The sequence below is a fragment of the Burkholderia sp. Leaf177 genome (assembly GCF_001424345.1).
Classification (GTDB): Bacteria; Pseudomonadota; Gammaproteobacteria; order Burkholderiales; family Burkholderiaceae; genus Caballeronia.
This window is the reverse complement of the sequence record NZ_LMPF01000004.1, coordinates 124139-144607: the sequence shown is the minus strand read 5'-3', so window position 1 is coordinate 144607 and position 20469 is coordinate 124139. Positions and strand designations below refer to the sequence as shown.

The window sequence follows — 20469 nt, the reverse complement described above, 5'->3', positions numbered from 1 at the left end:
GCAACGCAACACATGCGTGCGGATCTCAGCTGCCCAGGCGAACGGCAAAACGGCACCCTGCGCTTCCCGGTGGGTTAATCCACCTTGGACCCGAAGATCCTTGTCGCCAGTTACGCAGGGCTGGAGCGCCCTAGTTTAATGGGGCGTCGGCGATTAGGCAACAGCCGCTAAACACTTGAAATCGCTCGATTCTATCGAGTCTCATTTCAGCGAAAACAACATTCTTCGGTGGTCGGGCACCAAATTTGCCGCTGGTCACCGCTGGATCAGCCTTGCTGAAGAGAAATGAAATCACGGCTGACAACTTGCCGCGCCGCATCAATGGAAGTACGCTGTTTGACTCCCCGCGCGCGCTCGGTCGCGGCGCGACTTATTCTTTCCGTAACCTGACCGCAACCTGACAACGGGAATCCGCACATGATCGTATTTGTCACTGGCGCTTCCGCCGGCTTCGGCGCAGCCATCGCCCGCACGTTTGTAAATGGCGGCCATCGCGTGATTGCTACCGCGCGCCGCAAAGACCGGCTTCTGGAACTATCGAAGGAACTCGGCGACGCGCTTTTGCCCGTCGAACTCGATGTCCGCGACGAGGCTGCCATCAAGTCCGTCACGGCTGGCTTGCCGCCTGAATTCGCCGACATCGATGTGCTCGTCAACAACGCTGGACTTGCGTTGGGGCTGGAACCGGCACAGCGCGCGAGCCTGGACGACTGGAACAACATGATCGATACGAACTGTAAAGGTCTGGTCACAGTCACGCACGCATTGCTGCCCGGCATGGTCGAGCGCAATCGGGGACACGTGTTCAACCTGAGTTCGGTCGCGGCCACCTACTCGTACGCCGGCGGCAACGTTTATGGCGCGACGAAGGCGTTCGTGCGCCAGTTCAGCCTGAACATGCGCGCCGACCTGGCCGGAACAGCGTTGCGCGTAACAGATATCGAGCCGGGATTGTGTGGCGGCACCGAATTTTCGAACGTGCGCTTCAAGGGCGACGACACGAAGGCGGCAAATGTCTATAAAGATGTGCAGCCGCTGACGGCCGAGGACATCGCCGACGCCATTTATTGGATTGCCACGTTGCCGGCTCATGTGAACATCAATGCAATTGAAATGATGCCGGTTGCGCAATCGTTCGGCGGGTTGAGTATTCATCGCGGGTAAATAAATATTGCTTCCCGGTAGCGCCTTCGATGAAACCAATCGTAAGTTGTTGCCTGGAAACAGCAAATTACAGCGCGTTTCGGCGGCTGGTTTACAGCTTCCGGTAAAATGCGTGGATGAATATGTCAACCAGCGAGCATCAACCGGCGACCGGCCCTTTGACTTTCGACTGGCCGCTGCGGGTCTACTACGAAGACACCGACGCCGGCGGCATCGTCTTCTACGCGAACTACCTGAAGTTCTTCGAACGGGCGCGCACCGAATGGCTGCGCGCGTGCGGTATCGATCAACGCAAGCTGTCGGAGTCGGATGGCGTATTGTTCGTCGTCAAGCGAACGACGGTGGAATATTCCTCACCGGCGCGGCTCGACGACGTTCTCCATGTGGTGAGCAGAATCGAGCGTATTGGCCGGGCATCGGTGGATTTTCATCAGGAAGCGTGGCGAGACGGCGTGTTGCTGGCGGCCGGCGAGATCCGGGTTGCGTCGGTCAGTCTTGAGTCCATTCGTCCCGTGGGAATTCCTGCTTCGGTGCTGGCCGGACTGCGCGGCGGTCCGCGTGCAGAATGCGCGTCAACCGTGCTGACACCAATATCGTTTAAATAACCTTGTTCAGAAAAATCCTATGTAGACAAAGCATCTTTGACTCCATCAAGACCTGAACCGAATAGCGCCTGCGTGACTTTACGCACGCAAGCACAGCAGCACCGAGCACGCTTTGGCAGAAACTTTTTTCCTGACCGGAAGCAACTCGGACGCCCCCTTTGGGACGTAACAGCGGACTTTTATGAACACTACACAAGACCTGTCGATCGTTTCTCTCGTCATTCATGCGAGCCTGTTGGCCCAGGCCGTCATGGCGCTGCTGCTGATACTGTCGTTGTTGTCGTGGACGTACATCATTCGTAAATGGTTCGCCATCCGGCGGGCCCGCGCTCAGACCGAGCGTTTCGAACGCGATTTCTGGTCGGGCGGCGATTTGCAGGCGCTTTATCAGAGCGCGGCGAACAACCGTCACACCATCGGCGCACTGGAACGGATTTTCGAGTCCGGCATGCGCGAATTCCTGAAGGGCAAGGAGCGCCGCATGAATGACCCGGCTGCGATTCTCGACGGTTCGCGCCGTGCCATGCGCGCGGCTTTCCAGCGCGAAATGGACGGGCTGGAAGTCAATCTCGCGTTTCTTGCTTCGGTCGGATCGGTCAGCCCGTACATTGGTTTGTTCGGCACGGTCTGGGGGATCATGAATTCCTTCCGCGGCCTTGCAAACGTACAGCAGGCAACGCTTGCCAACGTCGCGCCGGGTATTGCCGAAGCGCTCGTGGCAACGGCAATCGGTCTGTTCGCCGCCATTCCTGCCGTGGTCGCCTACAACCGCTACGCACACGATATCGACCGCCTCGCGATCCGCTTCGAAACGTTTATCGAAGAATTCTCGAACATCTTGCAGCGCCAGGCTCACTAAGGAGTTCAGAATGGCCGGAGGTCCAATGCGTTCCAGCATGCGCGGCAGTTCAAGGCGCGCCATGTCCGACATCAACGTCGTGCCGTACATCGACGTAATGCTCGTGTTGCTCGTCATTTTCATGGTGACCGCCCCGCTCGTCTCGCCGTCCATCATCAACTTGCCGACGGTCGGCAATGCTGCGCCGCAGGAGCAAACACCGCCGGTCGTGGTCAACATCAAGGCCGACGGCAGCATGAACGTGCGCTACAAGGAAGACGGCGGCGCGGCGCAACAGCAGAACATGTCGAAGTCGGAATTGAATGACTTCGTGCTGAACCGGCAGGAATCGCATCCGGATCAGCCGGTGGTGATTGCCGCCGACAAAACCGTGAAGTACGAAGTCGTAATGAACGTGATGTCCGACATGAAGGCGCGCGGCGTCAAACGGGTCGGATTGTTAGTCAAATCGCAATGATGAATCGGCAGCCCAGCGGGAACCCTGGCGCGCGGATCAGCGCGCGCCCCATCCGTCCGCCGCGTGAACGCGGCACATGGAAGGCGTTCGCGCTCGCCGCGCTGATGCACGTATTGCTCGGCATCCTGCTGTATCACGGCGTGAACTGGCAGAACAACACGCCGGCCGGCGCGGAAGCCGAACTGTGGACGGACATTCCGGATTTGTCGGCGCCTACACCGCGTATCGCTCCGCCGCCCGCGCCTCCGGTGAAGGTACAGCCTGCGCCGCCGCCGGCCAAGGACGAAGAAGCTGACATCGCGCTGCAAGAAAAAAAGCGCAAACAGGAAGCAGCGGCGCGCGCCGCGCAACTCGCTGAGCAACAGCGCGCGCAGCAACAGGCCGAGCAGGAAGCCGAGGCCAAGCGCCAGCAGCTCGCGGCGCAACAGGCGGCGCAGCAAGCGGCCGCGGCCGCAAAAACCGCTCAGGAAAAGCAGAAACAGGCCGATAAGCAGAAGCAGCTCGCCCAGCAGAAGCTCGATCAGCAGAAAGCGGCGCAACAGGCCAAGGAAAAGCAGGCTGAAGCCGAGAAGGCAGACCAGCAGAAGGAACAGGCTGACGCCAAGGCGAAATCGCAGGCCGATGCCAAGGCCCAAGCCGAAAAGGCTCAGGCTGAAGCAAAGGCCAAAGCCAAGGCACAGGCCGACGCGCAAGCCAAGGCCAAGCTCGACAAGGAACGCAGCGCGCGGCTCGCGGCGCTGCAAGGTCAGGCGGGCGGCGGCACGAATTCGAGCGGCGACGGACTGGCCAAGAGCGGCACGGGCAGCGGCGCGGGCGGAACGGCGACATCGGCGGGATATGCCGAGAAGGTGCAGCGTCGCGTGCGGCCGAATATCGTCTGGGCTGGAGAAACGGCCGGACTGGAAACCGTGGTCGCGGTGCGCTGTTCGCCAACCGGAACGTTGTTATCGGCCACTATTCGACGTTCGAGCGGCAACGAGCAATGGGACGAAGCCGCGTTGCGCGCTGTACAGCGTTCGGACCCAATGCCCGTCGATACCAACGGGCAAGCGCCTTCCGCATTTACGATTACCCTGCGCCCGGCGGGCGGCTGATCGGATTTGGACGGCAAAGTGAGACATTTTTGGGACGTTCGGCCCATTGTGTGAAGATTGGGAACGAATTGTGCGATTGGCGGTCTGTTGTGCAGCCGTCAATAGTTTAAATACTGCTTTTTTGGAATCAGATACATGAGTTTGATGACGAAGCTTGGCCTGAAAACGCTTGTTGCCTCCTGCCTGATCGCCGTGGGAACGTCCGCCGCGCAGGCGCAACTCAACGTGCTCGTGACTGGCGTGGGTTCGACTCAGTTTCCTATCGCCACCGCGACTTTCGCCAACGAAGCGAATTCGCCGCAGCAGGTCAGCGCGATCATTCGTCAGGATCTGCAGCGTAGCGGCAAGTTCACGAATGTCGACGCGGGCGGCACGCCGGTATCGGAAACGGATTCCGTCGATCTCGGCAGCTGGAAGGCCAAGGGCGCGGACGCTTTTGTATCGGGTAGCGTGACGAAACTGCCGAATGGCCAGTTCGAAGTGCGCTTCCGCCTGTATGACACGGTTAAGCAGGAAAGCCTCGGCGGCCTTTCGCTCGTCAGCCCGGAAAGCGGCCTGCGCATGAGCGCGCACAAGGTTGCCGACTACATCTATGCAAAGTTGCTCGGCGGGCGCGGCGTGTTCGCGACACGGCTTTCTTACGTGATCAAGACCGGCGGGCGTTACCAGTTGCAGATTTCCGACTCCGACGGCCAGGACGCGCGCATTGCGCTCTCCAGCCCCGAGCCGATCATCTCGCCGGCCTGGTCGCCTGACGGCACCAAGGTGGCGTATGTTTCTTTCGAAAAGAAAAAGCCCGTTGTCTATATCCACGATTTGCCGACGGGCAAACGCGTGATCGTATCGAATCAGAAGGGCAATAACAGTGCACCGGCATGGTCGCCGGACGGCCGCAAGCTCGCGGTCGCCCTCTCCACCACCGGCAACACGCAGATATTCCAGGTGAACGCAGACGGCAGCGGTTTGCGCCGCCTGACGACCGGCAGCTCAATCGACACAGAGCCGGCTTACTCTCCTGATGGCAATTCGATTTATTTCACGAGCGACCGAGGCGGCGCGCCCCAGATTTACAAGATGTCGGCGAACGGCGAAAGCGCCGGCACGGCACAGCGCGTCACATTCACGGGCAGCTACAACACCAGCCCGCGAGTGAGCCCGGACGGCAAGCAAGTCGCGTACATTTCGCGCGTTGGCGGCGGCTTCAAGCTGTATCTGCTGGACCTCGCGTCCGGTACAGCTACGGGTCTGACCGACACCACGCATGACGAATCGCCCAGCTTCGCGGCGAATGGTCAGTACATCCTCTACGCCACCCAGGTGAACGGGCGTGGCGTGTTGGCAGCCGTGTCGACCGATGGTCGTACGCGGCAAGTCTTGTCGCTTCAGGGGGGCAGCGTACGCGAGCCGTCCTGGGGTCCGTTCATGCAATAAATCTGATGCAATAACTTTAAGCAGCAACACACAAGGAGAGTAACCATGATGTCTAAAATTCGTATCGGCTTTGCAGTGGCGATGGTCGGTGCATTGGCCGCATGTCATTCAGGCGTCAAGCTGGATGAAGGTGCAAACAAAGGCGCGATCGGCACGCAACCCGACGCGAACGCAGTTCAACAGGTCAACGTCGATCCGCTGAACGATCCGAACAGCCCGCTGGCGAAGCGCAGCATTTACTTCGACTTCGACAGCTATGCAGTTCGTGATGACTACCAGCCGCTGTTGCAGCAACACGCGCAGTATTTGAAGAGCCATCCGGACCGTCATGTCCTGATCCAGGGCAACACCGACGAACGCGGCACGAGCGAGTACAACCTGGCGCTGGGCCAGAAGCGTGCTGAAGCTGTGCGTCGTGCAATGTCGCTGCTGGGCGTGGCCGACACGCAAATGGAAGCCGTGAGTCTGGGCAAGGAAAAGCCGCAGGCTACCGGTCATGACGAATCGTCGTGGGCACAAAACCGCCGCGCCGATCTCGCTTATCAACAGTAATAGAACCAGTCACGGGTGAGTCGCCGTATGTTGTATCGCTTCCCTTCGCTGCGCGCGGTCGCAGTTGCTTGTTTGCTGGGCTCGGCCGTGGTCGGCGGATCGGCGCATGCAGCATTGTTCGATGACAACGAAGCGCGCAAGGCCGTACTCGATCTGCGCACGAAAACAGACGGTCTGGCGAGCCAGTTGTCCTCGGCTCAGCGCACTATCCTCGATCAGCAGAATCGTCTTGACCAGTTGAATCAGCAGGTCGCGACGCTTCGTGGCCAGAACGAGGATCTGGCCAACCAGCTGACCACGTTGCAGAAGCAGCAGAAGGACTATTACGCCGACCTCGATGGCCGGTTGAAGAAGCTCGAGCCGCAGCAGCAGACGGTGGATGGCGTGCAGGGTACGGTGCAGCCCGGTGAGACTGATTCGTTCAACGCGGCATCGACGCAGTTTCGCAACGGTGACTTCAAGAATGCGGCGGCGTCGTTCAAGACGTTCGTTGCGAAGTATCCGCAAAGTCCGTATCAGCCGACCGCGCAGTATTGGCTGGGCAACGCGCAGTATGCGTTGCGCGATTACAAGGCATCGACCGCGACCTGGCAAAATCTGGTGAAGAATTTCCCGACGCATCCGCGGGCGCCCGACGCGCTGCTCGCAATCGCGAATAACCAGATCGAGCAGGGTCAGAAACCCGCTGCGAAGAAGACGCTGGAACAGATCATCTCGCAGTACGGTGGAACTGAAGCCGCGCAGTCGGCTGAAAGCAAGATGTCGCAAGTGAAGTAAGCGTCAGGGCCGCTTGGCATTGCCTCGCGGCCAAAATTCGCGCCTCTCGTGAAGGAGCCCGTAGCGTAGTTGCTACGGGCTTTTTCTTTGATTTTTGGCTACTTTTGTTCGTTTCGATACGCGACGGATTTTTACGCGGCGTTGACAACCTGCGGCCGCTGTGACTATAATTTCGGCTCTTTGGGTCGTTAGCTCAGCTGGTAGAGCAGCGGACTTTTAATCCGTTGGTCACAGGTTCGAATCCCGTACGGCCTACCAAAGACAAGAAGGGCTCAGCGAAAGCTGAGCCCTTTTTCATTTCCAGCCAGCGAAAAATCCGCTCAATGCACCTTGCTGGCGGTCGCCACCCATTGATCAAACTGCGGCTTGTTCCCCGCCATCCATTCATCGGCGAGCTTGTTGATCAAGGTCGATGAACCCCCATTTTTACTGATCGCGTATTCCCAACCTGACCACGTCTTGCCCGGGAATTTGATCTGCTCAATCAGCGTCTTCACCGCCGGATTCGCGGCAATAAACTCCTTGTTGCCAACCGATCCCCAGTTCCACGATGACATCGCCATGCGGCACGGATTCGCCCCGCCCGCGCATCCTTCCACGCCGTTCACAAGCGCCGATGCCTTGTTCGGAACATTCGGCGGCAGCGCATCGCTGGGCGTCGGCAGCCAGACGACGTCCTTGCCGGGAACGAGCGCGTTCGTGGTCCATGACGGATTCCACGCGTAGAAGAATGCCGGCTTGCCGTCCTTGATGCGCGTGACGGCATCGACCATCAACGCTTCGTATTTGCCGCGCACCGCGTGCACCGTCTGCTTGAGCCCGAACTTGTCGATCTGGTAATCGACCACGTCGCCGCAACTCCAGCCCGGATCGCAACTGATGAGTTCAGCCTTGCCGTCGCTGCCAAAAAGTCCCGCGATCTTCGGGTCTTTCATCTGTTCAAGGCTCGTGATGTTGTGGGCCAGCGCGGTCTTTTTATCGATGAGATAACCATTGATGCCGCCACCCACGATCATCCCGCCGCCCACGATTTCCGCCTGCTTTTCCACTGCCCTGAAGCCGGGTTCGCGCTGCGGGAAATTGACATCGGTGGCGAGATCGACGTCGCCTTGCGCCGCGGCCTGGAAGAACAGCGTGGTGTTCATCGTGCTGAGTTTGACGTCGTAGCCGAGCGCTTTCATGGCTTTCATCACGATCTGCGCGGCGACGTAATTGCCGCCGAGGCTATCGCTTTGTGCGTATCGAACGGTCTTGCCGTTGCCCGGCAACGTATCGGCGAATGCACCCACGCTCGCCGATGTCAAACCCACTACCGCCGCGACTGCGAGCGCCCGTCCTGCCCATGCAAATGGTCTCATCAAATTCCTCTATCGTGATCGTTCGATCATCCGGCTCTCGGCCGGACGCGCCTGGGTTTTGCCTGATTTTTGCCTGACTTCAAAACTCACAATGCTTTCTTGGCTTCCGCGTTCCTCGGCACCCGCTCGCCGCGGACAAACCGCATCAACACCGGCAGCAACGCGCTACGCGTTCCGCCCTTCGATTGCGCCAGTTTCTGCGTGATGCGATCGAGCATCATTGCGAGCAACACAATTGCGATGCCGCCAATCGCCGCCTGTCCGACATCCAGCCGCCCGAGTCCCTGAAGCACGACCAGACCCAGACCCTCGGCGCCGATCATCGCGATGACAACCGACATGACCATTGCGGTGAGCACGGTCTGATTCAGGCCACCGAGAATGGTCGGGATGGCGAGCGGCAATTGCACTTCCCATAAGAGCTGGCGACGATCGGCGCCAAACGCGAGACCCGCTTCCACGATTTCATGCTCGACCATCCGAATCCCGAGATGCGTGAAGCGGATCAGCGGCGGCATCGCGGTGGTCACGACGGCAACTTCGCCGGGCACGGTGCCAACGCCGAACAGCATCACCACGGGCACGAGATACACGAACGTCGGCGTGGTCTGCATGATGTCGAGCACGGGCCGCACGATGCGCCACACGCGGTCGCTGCGCGCGCACCAGATGCCGATGGGTATGCCGATCAACGCGCAGAACACAATGGCCGTCGCAATCAGCGACAGCGTGGTGATGGCTTGCGCCCACACGCCCATCGCGGCAATGAGGACGAGTCCCAACACGCTGAAGAGCGCGACGCCCATGCTCGCGAGACGCCAGGCAAGCAGGAACATGAGCACGAGCATCAGCGGAAACGGGACGGCGTGAAGCACGGTGTCGTTGAAGGTGAGCAAGCGCTCGACGGGCCACTTGATGACGAGAAACATTGGCCGCAGGTTCTGCGCGATCCATTGGACGCCGTGCTGGATCCAATCGCCGATCGGCAAGACTGCGAGATCGTCGGCTTTAAACATGGCGTGCTCCCATGGCGCCCGCAGCGCCGATTCGGGCAAGGATCTGCCCTGCTTCCAGACGGCCGATCAGGCGGCCGGTGTCATCGATTACGCCGATCGGGCCGCCGTGCTTATCCTGCTGATAACTGCCGGCGACATCAACAAGTTTGGTGTGCGCGGGCACGCAAGTGAAACGCGTGTCGGGCCGGGGCATGCTGCCGCCGCCACGCGCCTGTTCCATCTCCCACGCGGTCACGGTGCCGAGAATGCGTTCGTCGGTATCGAGCAGGAAGCCCGGGCCGGGCTGGCCGGAAGCGTCGCCCATGAGGATGCCGTTGGGGCTCCGCAAAACCGCGGAGAGCGATGTCATGACGGAACCGGCGTCGAACAATCTGCCGCGATCGACTTCGCGCGTGAATGCCGCGACGTAATCGCTGCCCGGTTCGAGCACGATGGACTGCGGCGTGCCTTCGCGGACCAGCTTGCCTTCGGACATGATCGCGATGCGCGTGCCGAGCTTCAGCGCTTCCTGGAAGTCGTGCGTGATGAACAGAATGGTCTTGTTCAACGTGCGCTGAAGCCGCAGCAATTCGTCCTGCATCTCGGTGCGAATCAGCGGATCGAGCGCGCTGAAGGCTTCGTCCATGATGAGGACGTCGGCATCGGTTGCAAGCGCGCGAGCGAGGCCCACGCGTTGACGCATGCCGCCGCTGAGTTCGTGCGGCATGTGATAACCCCAGCGCGCAAGTCCCACCACGTTCAGCACCTCTTCCGCGCGCTTGCGGCGATCGGCTGCGGACATGCCACGCAGCTTCAACCCGAACTCGACGTTCTCGATCACGCGACGATTCGGCAACAGCGCGAAATGCTGGAAGACCATCGATATCCGCTTGCGGCGTACATCGCGAAGACCGGCTTCATCGAGCGTGCAAATGTCCTGGTCGTCGAGCAGGATCTTTCCCGCGCTCGGTTCGTTCAGGCGATTGATACAGCGCGCGAGCGTGGACTTGCCGGAGCCGGACAAGCCCATGATCATGTACATGGCGCCGGACGGAATGGAGAGCGATACGTCGTCAAGACCGACCACGTGACCCAGCGTTTCCTGCACTTCGGACTTGCTCTTGCCGGCTTTGAGCATGGCCAGCGCCTTCTCGGGCTTGTCCGTGAACACCTTGTACAAGTGCTCGATCTTCAAGCGCTCAGTCATAGCATCTTCTCCTCTGAAGAGCCGGCGGAAACGGGCAGATGCCGCAACGGTGAAAAGTCGGTCGGCACGAGAATCCTGTTTTCCGCCTGCTCGATGTTCTCCGACAGCCTCGGCAGGAATTCCTGCCATCTTGGGTCGTCGGCGAGTTGTTGACGGCGGCGCGCGCGGTCGTTGAGATCGGCGTAGGCCCACATGTGCGTGACCTGGCTGAGCGGTCCGATATCCGTCGTGAAGTAGCCGATCAAATTGCCCAGGATCGGCTGCTGGATCGCAAGGCCTTCGTCGCGCACGAGCTTCAGGTATCGGCCCATCCGGCCATTCCTGATCCGGTAGATTCGCTCTTCAATGATCATTGCGGCGCTCCCCGATCATCGCTCGCCAGAAAGCGGCGCATCATTGCGGCAACCACGTCTGGCGCTTCGATCAAAATCGAGTGACGCAAGCCGGGCAGGATTTCAAGCTGCGAATTGGGAATGCGCTGATGCATGTACTGCGCCATTCGCGGGTTCGAGCCCTGATCTTCTTCGCCGGTTGCGATCAATGTCGGCACGCTGATCTGATCGATGAACCCGCCGAAATCCGTCTGCGCCAGAACGCGGTAAGCCGCGGCATAACAATCGGGATCGTTCTCGGCGTTGCGCTGCCGCAAGCGTGCGACGAGCTCGGGATTGCGCTGCTGGAAACCTTCGGTGAGCCAGCGCGAAAGCGAAGCGTCGTAATGCGAACCACGGTCGCCGGATTGCAGCGCAGCAAGTCGCGCCGCGACGCGCTCGCGTTCTTCCGGCGTGCGTCCGGAAACGGTCGATAACAACACGAGCTTTTTCAAGCGCCCGGGATGCGTCAACGCAAGGCGCTGCGCAATCAGCCCGCCGAGAGAAAAACCCGCGAGATCGAATTGTTCGAAACCGACGTGATCGGCGAGCGCGAGGACATCGCCCACGAAGTCATCGATTTCATAACGCCCTTTGACGAGTGTCGAACGGCCGTGTCCGCGCAGATCGAGCGTCAGGATTCGGAACGTGTCTCTCAGCTTCGCGACAATGCCTTCCCATGCTTCGAGGTTCGAACCCACGCCGTGAATGCAGATCAGCGGGCGCGAACCCTCCCCTTCCAGCCGATAATTCAGCGCGATGCCACGGCCATCGAACGTCGTTGCAATACTCGCGTCGTCCATGGTTCAGGCTCCCGCCGCCGCAACGCTCGGCTCGCGTCGTTGCAACTCGCGCTGCCGTTCGCGCGCAGCAAAATGCGGCATGACTTCATCGATAAAAAGACGCAGCGTCTTCTTCTGAAGCTCGAACGGCAAGTTGAACGAGAGGCCGAGACAGAACTGGTCCACGCCCTGGTCTTCGTAAATCTGCAGCTTGCGGATCACTTCTTCGGGCGTGCCGAACATCAAGTTGTCGCGGATATTCGCCGGGTCGTAGTTCGCTCGATTCGCCACCGTTTCGTAGGGCACGGGCTCGGGGAAACCATCGGTAACGGTGCCAATGTTCTGCATCAGGTTCTCGAACGTGCGGCCGAAATCCACGCTATGGCGCACAGCGGTTTGCCAGTCATCGGGACGATCGTAGACGCATGTGCGCCGCAACATCATGAAACGCGGCCGCGGACGTTCAGGGTGATCGGCAACGGCCTTGCGAAACTTCTCGCCGAGCACGGCGACTTCCGCTGGCGGCGCGGACAACGGCGTGGACAGGATGTTCGCGCCAACGCCGACAGCCCAGTCGAAACTGCCGGGGTCACGCGTCGCGACCCAGATTGGCGGATGAGGTTGCTGCAGCGGTTTAGGCACCGATGTCGCCAGCGGGAACTTCCAGTAATGGCCATCGTGCGCATAGTCGCCGGCCCAAAGCTTCTGCACGGCCGGCACGATCTCCTTCAGATACGCCACGCCTTCCTGCTGCGGAATGCCGCCCGCCATGCGATCGAATTCATACTGATACGCACCGCGCGCAATCCCGAACTCCAGACGGCCGCCGGTCAGGTGATCGCACATCGCGGCTTCGCCGGCAAGACGGATTGGCGACCAGTAAGGCGCGACCAGCGTCGCCGTGCCGAGACGGATGCGCTGCGTATGCTGCGACAACCACGTGAGGATCGAAAACGGATTCGGTGAAATCGTGCATTCGATGGTGTGATGCTCGGCGGTCCAGAGCGTCTCGAAACCGCCTTCATCGGCAATGCGAGCGAGCGCAAGCATGTTCGACATGGCCGTGGACATGGAGTCCTCCGGCGAAAAACGTTCCATGCTCAGTGAGATGGCAAATTTCATGATGGGTCTCTTTGGAATTTTTCTGTGGGCTTAGCGGCGCGCGCTCAGCGGCGCGCGCTTAGCGGAGGCGGATCACGAACGGGTCTTGCATCGCGCCCGAATAATCGATCACCACGTTCTTCACGCGCGAGAATTCGCGCATTACCTCGAAGCCGCCGCGACGTCCGTAACCGCTTCGTTTCGTGCCGCCGTTCGCCGACATGTACGCCGCCGATCGATACGTGTTGATCCAGACCGTGCCCGCTTCAACGTCGCGCGCAAAACGCAACGCGCGGTCGATGTTCTGCGTCCAGATGCCGGAGGCAAGGCCGTATTCGGTATCGTTGGCAAGCGCAATGAGTTCTTCTTCCGTGTTGAACGGAACCACGCCCACGACCGGCCCGAAAATCTCTTCCTGCATGAAGCGCATTTCATTGCGCGCTTGCGTCATGACGGTCGGTTCGAAATACCATCCCTTCGATAACGCCGAGTCCTTCGGCTTGCGTCCGCCAACCGCGATCTTCGCGCCTTCGTGTACGCCGGACGCCACGTAGCCTTCGACCTTGTCGAGCTGGCTCGCTAGAGCGAGCGGACCGATGTCGGTATCGTCGGCCATCGGGTGGCCTACCTTCACGCGCCGCGTCCGCTCGACCAATGCTTCGACAAAACGCTCGTAGACCGGCGCTTCCACAAAGCAGCGCGAACCCGCCACGCACGTCTGCCCCGCCGCCGCGAACACGCCCGACACCACGCCGTTCACCGCGCGCTCCACATCCACGTCCGAGAACACCACGTGCGGCGACTTGCCGCCGAGTTCCATCTGGCACGGCACGAGATTCTGCGCCGCGTTGCCGGCGATCTTGCGGCCGGTCATCGTGCTGCCGGTGAACACGAACTTCGCGATGCCCGGATGACGCGTGAGTGCGTCGCCGGTCGTGACGCCATCGCCGGTGACGACGTTGAATACGCCCGGCGGAATGCCCGCTTCTATCGCGAGTTCGGCGAGTGCAAGTGTCGATGCCGTCGCGTGTTCGGAAGGTTTCACGACCACCGTATTGCCGATCGCGAGACACGGCGCCAGCGTGCCCGTGAGCATCATCAGCGGCGAGTTCCACGGGATGATCATGCCGACCACGCCTATGGGTTCGCGCAGGTTGAAGTTGAGCGTGTCGAGCTTGTTGACGGGGATCGTGTCGCCTTGCAGCTTGTCGGCCATGCCGGCGAAGTACTGGTACGAATCCGGGATCGCACGCATTTGCGCGCGCATTTCCTTGATGAGCTTGCCGTTGTCGCGGCATTCGATTAGCGCGAGTTCATCGGCGTTGGCGAGCACGAGTTCGGCAAGCCGGCGCACGAGTTTGCCGCGATCCGTTTGCGTGATCCGGCGCCACGCCGGGTTCTTCAACGCGGCTTGCGCGGAACGCACGGCGGCATCGACGTCGTCGGCATTGCCTTGCGCGAACTGATACCAGGGCTCGGCCGTTGTCGGGTCATAGCTCGACACGTAATCTCCGCTTTTCGGCGCAACGAACTCGCCGTGGATGAACAAGTTTTGCTTCGATCCTTGCAGGTTTTCGACTGTCGTTTTCATCGGTACGTGATCCTTGTTCAGAGTTGCGGTTGCTGCAGGCGCGGCTGCGCGGCGCTGACCATCGCAATACGGCCGCCATCGTGCGAATCCATGTAGATGCCGAACCGGCCGCCCGCGCTTTCATGCACGTAGCGCCTCAACATGCCGCGAATTTCGGGCGTCGGAATGTCGTCGTAGGGAAGCTGGTCGAGCGGGAAGAAACTGAAGTTCTCCGGGATCTGGCAAGCCGCGCGAGGCAACGCCAATCGGGCGCGATAGATCAGGTAGCCGGAGTCGCTGCCGGCGGCATCGAAGACGGAATAGAGGAATGTGTCGTCGGGAAGCAGTTCGAGATCGCCGCCGCCGGAAATCGGCAAACGTCCATTGACCAGCCTGTGCGGCGCGCTCGGCAAGGTCCAGCCGTCCTTGCCATCTTTCGCGAGCAGCAACGACCCTTCCGCTTCGATCAGATAACCCACGATCATGTTGTGCGACGACAGCCAGCCCGGCGGCAACGGGTTCTTTACTTGCGCGTACCGGCCACGGCAAAAACCGAGTGGCGCGGTCGGGCTCGTGCCGAACGCCTGAACCCGGCCGATGAGAATCGTGTGGTCGCCCGCGTCCACGCGGTCGTGCACGGTGCAATCGAACCAGGTCAAACAATCGGACAAAACCGGTGCGCCGGTGTGCACGCCGTCGTGACTGACGGCCGCGAATTTATCGGCGGATTTGGACGCGAAGAGATTCGATACATCCGTCTGCGCTTCGTGCAGCAGATTGACGGCGAAGTGATCGGTCTCCTGAAAGACCGGCGCGCTCGAAGCGCTCTTTCCTACGCAAACGAGGAGAAGCGGCGGGTCCAGCGAAACGGAGGTGAACGAGTTCGCCGTCATGCCGCGCGGACGCCCTTCGGAATCACGCGTGGTGATCACCGTCACGCCGGTCACGAAGGTGCCGAATGCCCGGCGCAAGGCCACGGGATCGACGGCGACGGGTTTATCTGAGACTTCGGCTTGCATGTACTTCACCTCGAACGTCGTTGCGTTGAGATAGAAGTTAAGCCATGCAAAAAAAGGATTCTTCCGCTGGATCGACGGACGATCGCAGTTAATTACCCTCGCATTCGGGGGATCGATTCCTGACGCGCTGCGGGGGAATTGCCGTTGTCGATAAGGCTATGCAATTGCAGTGCAAGCTCGATCGAAAAGCGTTGCTCCGGCGTCTCCACTTCAATGCCGAACAAGTCGGATATGCGCGACATGCGGTATCTGAGCGTGGTGACGTGCAGGCCCATGGCGTCGGCGCAATGCTGGCTGCGGCAACCCGCGCGCACGTAGGCGGCGAGCGTTTCGAGGTACGCGGAGTTGTGCTTTTTGTCGTGCTCGACCACGCGGCCAATTGCACCATCGATAAAACTCCGTACATCCGACGAATCCGCCGCGCCCATCAGCATGGGCAGCGGACCGAAGTCGGGCACGGTCATCGCGCCGCGACGGCCGAAGGTGCGCGCGACCCGGATCATGCGCCAGCAGCGCTCCCATTCCTTCGCGAGCGCTTCGAGCCCTTCGCATGTGTCGCCGAGTACGACGATCGGCTCGCTGCCGACCGAACGCGCCAGCGTCTCCGCTATCCGATGCGCCAATCGCGTCACGCGCTCCAGTTCCACGCCCTCTTCATGCGGCACGAGACACACGAGCGCGCCGCCGACCGTCACAATGTGCACCGCAATATGTTGCTGCGCAGCGAGCAATGCGACGGCGCGATGTCCATCCACGGAAAGATCCGCCGATGCATTCGTCCGGTCCGGGAAATCGATCACGAGCATGCGCATGGGCGCGGCCAGCGAAAGTCCGAGCCGGCGCGCGCGACGCAACATGTCCTGTTCGTCGCGCCATCGGCGTTCGACGATCTCGAAGAACAGTTCGGTGAGCGTACGGGTTTCGAAGCGAAAGCGGATGACGCTGCGCATCAATTGAACGCTCAACGCAAATTTCGCACTTTCGATAAGCAGTTTCTGCAGGTCGTTCGAGCCGGATTGATCGAAGGTGAGAAGCGCGCCGACGGCTTCGTCATCGACCATCAAGGGTTCGATGCGCGCGTCGAGCGAGAGCTTGTCGCTCAAGCGCAGCGTGATGGTTTCCGAGCGGCGCGTGGTCACGGCGTCGCGTACCTCGGCGAGAAATTGACGGCCCGCCGCGCCTTCGAGGAGCGCACTCCAGCCGGCGTCGTCGTGAAGATTCGGTACCGGTGACGCCGATGCAAGCAAGCTGCTCGCGAAGAAATCGAGCACGAGAACCGGCGCGTTCAGCAGGTCGCCGAGCATGGCCGTCAACGTTTCAATGGAGCCGCCCGCCAGCACTTCCTGCAGCAGCGACCCTTGCGCGCCGAGCACGCGGCGCAGTTGCTCGGCCGCCGCCAGTTGCGCGCGATGCCGGTGCGCACGCTCGATTGCGATTGCCCCGAGATGCACGATGATCGACATGAACGCGAGGTCATCGGGCGATACGTCGACCACTTTCCGCGATGAAACCGCGAGCACCATCGGCCGGCCTTCGGCGTCGACGCTGGCCATCGGATAAATCAGAACAGTGCAGTAGCCGCGATCGAGCGCCTCGCGCCGGTAGCCGGGAAATTCGGTGGATTCGCGCGCATCGCGAATGTAGACGGGCTCGAAGCGTTGCAATGCGACAAGCGCGGGACTGGTCGCGAGTTCCCATCGATCCCCCGATGGACTGCGCAGCATGACGTTGGCCTCGAAGCGCGCGGTGACGAGCGCGTAGCCGTGCGCGAGGTCCAGCGTCATGATCGATCCGAGGTCCCATGAACCATGCCGGCATGCTGCTTGGATGAGATCGCGCAGGAGAGTATCGAGGTCGCCGTCGGAGTTGATTTGGCTCGCGACATCACGCAGCGACATGATCCGCGACAATTGATCTGGCATAGCACAACGTCCACAACGTCTCTTTATCTATTTTTAATATACGACAGAACGCAGTGAAAAATAAAAGATTCATCCCACGAAGCGACGGAAGATTCGCGCCGTTACGGTCGTTAGGATGCTTCCATGACGAACCGCTAACCAATGGAGTGAGCTATGGACGTGACGGAAACCGGGCTTCGCAAGATCGCGACTTTTATCGAGGAAACGCATATTGAGGGCGGCCGCGCCGCCGAGCGGCCGATCACCACAGTGGTCGTCGCGGCAATCGTTCGCAATCCGTGGGCGGGAAAAGGGTTTGTCGAGGATCTGCGGCCGGATATCTTGCGGCTGGCGCCGGTGCTCGGGCGCGAGATGACGCAACGGCTCGTGGCCATCATGCCGGCGGAACGCGTTGAAGCGTATGGCAAGGCCGCGACCGTTGGCGTGAATGGTGAGATCGAACATGGGTCCGCGCTCATTCATACGCTGCGGTTCGGGAATATGTATCGCGAAGCGGTGAACGGCACGGCGTTTCTCAGCTTCACGAACACGCGATCCGGGCCGGGCGCGTTGATGTCGGTGCCCATGATTCACAAGTCGGAAACGGGCAAGCGTTCGCACTTCATTACCGCGACTTTCCAGATCTCCGATGCCCCCGGGCCGGATGAAATTTTGATCGCCATTGGGGCAGCCGATGGCGGGCGCGCGCATCCGCGGATTGCCGATCGCTTCCAGGATATGGCCGAGATGGAAGCGGAGAAAGCGGCGGTTTGATCCTGGAGACGTAGAGATCCTGCTTTCCATTGCCTCGGGCAGATCCTGGCGCTCATGGCGTCTGGACTTGCCCGAGTGTTGCCTTTCCCCGCCGGAGCGTTCATGTCCGACCCCATCGCGCTGATCACGAATATCCGCGCCGATTACGAAGCCTCTTACCTGTCCGCGCTTTCGTCTGCAATGCCCGGCGAATCCATCTCGTTGTTCCGCGATCTCACCCGCGAACAACGCGCGCGCGTTCGTATCGCGATCGTCGCGAATCCAAATCCCGCCGATGTCGCCGCGCTCCCGAATCTGATCTGGGTGCAAAGCCTTTGGGCTGGCGTCGAGCAGCTTGTGGCCAGCCTTCCCGCGGACGGTCCTCCCATCGTTCGCATGATCGATCCCGAGATGTCGCGAACCATGGCCGAAGCCGTCCTCGCGTGGACGTACTATTTGCAGCGCGACATGCCGGCGTACATTCGACAGCAACGGGAACACGTCTGGGATCAGCTTGCGTATCGAAAGCCGTCGGTGCTTACCGTCGGAATATTGGGTCTCGGTTCGCTCGGCGCCGCCGCAGCGCTGCGCTTGATCGACGCAGGATTCAACGTCGCCGGATGGAGCCGGTCAGCAAAGACGCTTCCGAACGTGCGGGCGTTTTCAGGCGCCGACGGCCTGATCGAGATGCTCGGTTCCAGCGATATTGTCGTGTGCCTCGTGCCGTTGACGCCGGAGACGCGCGGCTTGCTCAACGCCGAACGACTCCACGCGATGAAACCCCGCGCCGCCCTCATCAACTTCGCACGCGGCCCGGTTGTGGTTGAAGAAGACCTGCTCGCCGCGCTCGATGACGGCCATCTCTCGCACGCGGTCCTCGACGTCTTCGACACCGAACCGTTGCCACCCGATTCGCGCTTCTGGCACCATCCGTGTGTGAGCGTGCTCCCCCACATCTCGGCGCCGACGGATTTCAATACAGCCGCCGAGGTGATTGCGGAGAACATCGCCGAGTTCCGGCTAACCGGAAAGGTCCCCGGCAGCGTCGATACCGCGCGGGGTTATTGACCGACTGACCGACAAAACCAGACGGGCCCGGTGATCAAACTAGACCGCTACGACATCGCCATCCTGCGCATCCTCGCGCGCGATGGCCGCATCACCAAATCGCGGCTCGCGGAAGAAGTGAACCTGTCGATATCGCCGGCGTGGGAACGCGTGCGCAAGCTCGAAGAAAGCGGCGTGATCAAGGGGTATCGTGCGGAACTCGACTGGGTCGGCGCGATCAAGGCAAGCCGGATCGTAGTTGAAGTGACGCTCGCAAAACACACCGCGCACGACATGCGGCGCTTCGAGGAACGCGTGCTGGCCGCGCCCGAAGTCGCGCTGTGTTATGCCACGGGCGGTGGTGTGGATTACATGCTGCATGTGGTGTCGCGAGACATAGATCACTATCAGCGGTTTATTGATTCGCTGCTCACCGATGACATCGGCATCGAGAAGTACTTTACGTACATTGTCACGAAGGTCGTGAAAAGCATGCCGGACAGCGTGCCCGATTTGCCCGACTGGGAATGACCATGAACGCCCATTCGTCGATCAGCGCCGATACGATTCGCGCTTACGAAGAAACTGAATATCGCGTGTTCGGCATTGCGCCCGTGACGCTGCGCGTTGGCGTGCGGAATGTGTTGCTCGCCGATTTACATCGCGCGTACGACGTGAATTGCAGCGCGTTTATAACGGCGGTGAATCCGTTGAGTGTCCAAGCCGATGACGCTGAAAATGTCCGTCATCAAGCAACGCTCGCCGATGAACTCAAGAAGAAGAACTTCAAATTTATCGATGGCATGGGACAACATCCATCCGCGAAATGGCCAGGCGAACCGAGTTTTTTGGTGCTTGGTCTCTCACTGCACGAAGCAAAAGAACTCGGCATGCGTTACAGGCAAAACGCAATCGTCTGGTGTGGCGACGACGCAGTGCCTCGACTCATCCTTCTTAAATAAACAGACGGCTCACGCTTAACTCAGCGAGCCGTCCGTCCACTGATTCATTACGATCCTGCATACAGGTTGCAAAAGCTGACCGGGCCGACACACGATTCATGGCTCGCACCGCCAACATTGGCAATCCGCGATGAACTCGCGCTCGTTCCCGCAGCCACGCCGCCGTATGCGTTGGCGCCGTCTTGCTGCGCAACTTGATTCGAATAGATCCGGGCGACATCGGGATACGACGCGTTGCTGACAAGGCGCGAACCGTCTTGCTCGGCGGTAACCAGTTGCTGTTGAACTTCGGCGCGGGTCAGGCCTTGAGCAAAAGCGCTCGACGACACGAGAACGGCGGCAGACATTACGAACAGGGCAATCTTTTTCATTTTCGACTCCAGAGTGTTTAACGGGTTGGTAATAGGGCGAACCCATTTTTTCCCGGTCTATTCCAGAGAATTTGAAAATAATTTTTCGGCGAT

The 20469-nt window shown here is 60.3% G+C and carries 22 protein-coding genes, 1 tRNA gene and 1 riboswitch; of the genes, 13 read left to right on the top strand and 10 right to left on the bottom strand.

Annotated features, from left to right (window positions below):
- Positions 1-24: 24 nt before the first annotated feature.
- Positions 25-124: riboswitch (ZMP/ZTP riboswitch) on the bottom strand.
- Positions 125-417: 293 nt separating this feature from the next.
- The 9 genes from ydfG (at position 418) to ASG35_RS07490 (ending at position 7197) form a co-directional block, all read left to right on the top strand.
- Entirely contained in the window at positions 418-1164 is a 747-nt protein-coding gene (ydfG, locus tag ASG35_RS07530; RefSeq protein WP_056354988.1) for a bifunctional NADP-dependent 3-hydroxy acid dehydrogenase/3-hydroxypropionate dehydrogenase YdfG, read from the top strand.
- Positions 1165-1286: 122 nt separating this feature from the next.
- Positions 1287-1769 (top strand): tol-pal system-associated acyl-CoA thioesterase, encoded by a 483-nt coding sequence (gene ybgC, locus ASG35_RS07525; protein WP_235527481.1) that lies wholly within the window; start codon positions 1287-1289, stop codon positions 1767-1769.
- Positions 1770-1950: 181 nt separating this feature from the next.
- On the top strand, positions 1951-2628 hold the full coding sequence (gene tolQ / locus ASG35_RS07520) for a protein TolQ (protein WP_056354982.1): 678 nt from the start codon (positions 1951-1953) through the stop codon (positions 2626-2628).
- Positions 2629-2638: 10 nt separating this feature from the next.
- The gene (gene tolR, locus ASG35_RS07515; RefSeq protein WP_056354979.1) at positions 2639-3085 is read left to right on the top strand and encodes a protein TolR; all 447 of its coding nucleotides are present in this window, start codon (positions 2639-2641) and stop codon (positions 3083-3085) included.
- Positions 3085-4179, top strand: coding sequence for a cell envelope integrity protein TolA (gene tolA, locus ASG35_RS07510; protein ID WP_056355323.1), 1095 nt, complete (start codon positions 3085-3087; stop codon positions 4177-4179). The genes tolR and tolA overlap by 1 nt, the downstream gene beginning before the upstream one ends.
- Positions 4180-4314: 135 nt before the next feature.
- On the top strand, positions 4315-5610 hold the full coding sequence (gene tolB / locus ASG35_RS07505; protein ID WP_056354976.1) for a Tol-Pal system beta propeller repeat protein TolB: 1296 nt from the start codon (positions 4315-4317) through the stop codon (positions 5608-5610).
- Positions 5611-5655: 45 nt separating this feature from the next.
- Positions 5656-6162 (top strand): peptidoglycan-associated lipoprotein Pal, encoded by a 507-nt coding sequence (gene pal / locus ASG35_RS07500; RefSeq protein WP_047845194.1) that lies wholly within the window; start codon positions 5656-5658, stop codon positions 6160-6162.
- 27 nt (positions 6163-6189) lie between these two features.
- Complete coding sequence (gene ybgF, locus ASG35_RS07495) at positions 6190-6939, top strand: tol-pal system protein YbgF (RefSeq protein WP_056354973.1); 750 nt, start codon at positions 6190-6192, stop codon at positions 6937-6939.
- A gap of 182 nt (positions 6940-7121) precedes the next feature.
- Positions 7122-7197, top strand: a tRNA-Lys gene (locus ASG35_RS07490).
- Between the two features lie 62 nt (positions 7198-7259).
- Here the strand turns inward: ASG35_RS07490 and proX are convergent.
- The 9 genes from proX to ASG35_RS07445 all read right to left on the bottom strand — a co-directional run bounded on the left by proX (position 7260) and on the right by ASG35_RS07445 (position 17264).
- Positions 7260-8297 carry a glycine betaine/L-proline ABC transporter substrate-binding protein ProX gene (proX, locus tag ASG35_RS07485; protein ID WP_056354971.1) on the bottom strand — a complete coding sequence of 346 codons (1038 nt, stop codon included), beginning with the start codon at positions 8295-8297 and terminating at the stop codon, positions 7260-7262.
- A gap of 86 nt (positions 8298-8383) precedes the next feature.
- Positions 8384-9313: an ABC transporter permease gene (locus ASG35_RS07480; RefSeq protein WP_056354968.1), complete on the bottom strand. Its 930-nt coding sequence runs from the start codon at positions 9311-9313 to the stop codon at positions 8384-8386.
- Entirely contained in the window at positions 9306-10499 is a 1194-nt protein-coding gene (locus tag ASG35_RS07475) for a quaternary amine ABC transporter ATP-binding protein (RefSeq protein ID WP_056354966.1), read from the bottom strand. The genes ASG35_RS07480 and ASG35_RS07475 overlap by 8 nt, the downstream gene beginning before the upstream one ends.
- The gene (locus ASG35_RS07470; RefSeq protein ID WP_056354963.1) at positions 10496-10852 is read right to left on the bottom strand and encodes an NIPSNAP family protein; all 357 of its coding nucleotides are present in this window, start codon (positions 10850-10852) and stop codon (positions 10496-10498) included. Before ASG35_RS07470 ends, ASG35_RS07475 begins: the two co-directional genes overlap by 4 nt.
- The gene (locus tag ASG35_RS07465) at positions 10849-11673 is read right to left on the bottom strand and encodes an alpha/beta fold hydrolase (protein WP_056354960.1); all 825 of its coding nucleotides are present in this window, start codon (positions 11671-11673) and stop codon (positions 10849-10851) included. Before ASG35_RS07465 ends, ASG35_RS07470 begins: the two co-directional genes overlap by 4 nt.
- A gap of 3 nt (positions 11674-11676) precedes the next feature.
- Positions 11677-12774 (bottom strand): LLM class flavin-dependent oxidoreductase, encoded by a 1098-nt coding sequence (locus ASG35_RS07460; protein ID WP_056354957.1) that lies wholly within the window; start codon positions 12772-12774, stop codon positions 11677-11679.
- A gap of 58 nt (positions 12775-12832) precedes the next feature.
- Positions 12833-14344, bottom strand: coding sequence for an aldehyde dehydrogenase (locus tag ASG35_RS07455; RefSeq protein WP_056354954.1), 1512 nt, complete (start codon positions 14342-14344; stop codon positions 12833-12835).
- Between the two features lie 17 nt (positions 14345-14361).
- Complete coding sequence (locus tag ASG35_RS07450) at positions 14362-15342, bottom strand: flavin reductase family protein (protein ID WP_056354950.1); 981 nt, start codon at positions 15340-15342, stop codon at positions 14362-14364.
- Between the two features lie 92 nt (positions 15343-15434).
- Positions 15435-17264 (bottom strand): helix-turn-helix domain-containing protein, encoded by a 1830-nt coding sequence (locus tag ASG35_RS07445; protein WP_056354947.1) that lies wholly within the window; start codon positions 17262-17264, stop codon positions 15435-15437.
- Between the two features lie 153 nt (positions 17265-17417).
- Between ASG35_RS07445 and ASG35_RS07440 the strand changes: the two genes are divergently transcribed.
- The 4 genes from ASG35_RS07440 to ASG35_RS07425 all read left to right on the top strand — a co-directional run bounded on the left by ASG35_RS07440 (position 17418) and on the right by ASG35_RS07425 (position 20005).
- Positions 17418-18017 carry an amino acid synthesis family protein gene (locus tag ASG35_RS07440; protein WP_056354944.1) on the top strand — a complete coding sequence of 200 codons (600 nt, stop codon included), beginning with the start codon at positions 17418-17420 and terminating at the stop codon, positions 18015-18017.
- A gap of 102 nt (positions 18018-18119) precedes the next feature.
- Positions 18120-19064, top strand: a complete 945-nt coding sequence (locus ASG35_RS07435) for a 2-hydroxyacid dehydrogenase (protein WP_056354941.1) — start codon at positions 18120-18122, stop codon at positions 19062-19064.
- Positions 19065-19097: 33 nt separating this feature from the next.
- Positions 19098-19574, top strand: a complete 477-nt coding sequence (locus tag ASG35_RS07430) for an Lrp/AsnC family transcriptional regulator (protein WP_082508284.1) — start codon at positions 19098-19100, stop codon at positions 19572-19574.
- A gap of 2 nt (positions 19575-19576) precedes the next feature.
- The gene (locus ASG35_RS07425) at positions 19577-20005 is read left to right on the top strand and encodes a DUF3293 domain-containing protein (RefSeq protein ID WP_056354935.1); all 429 of its coding nucleotides are present in this window, start codon (positions 19577-19579) and stop codon (positions 20003-20005) included.
- A gap of 47 nt (positions 20006-20052) precedes the next feature.
- Here the strand turns inward: ASG35_RS07425 and ASG35_RS07420 are convergent, their stop codons facing one another.
- Entirely contained in the window at positions 20053-20376 is a 324-nt protein-coding gene (locus tag ASG35_RS07420; RefSeq protein ID WP_056354932.1) for a DUF4148 domain-containing protein, read from the bottom strand.
- Between the last annotated feature and the right edge of the window lie 93 nt (positions 20377-20469).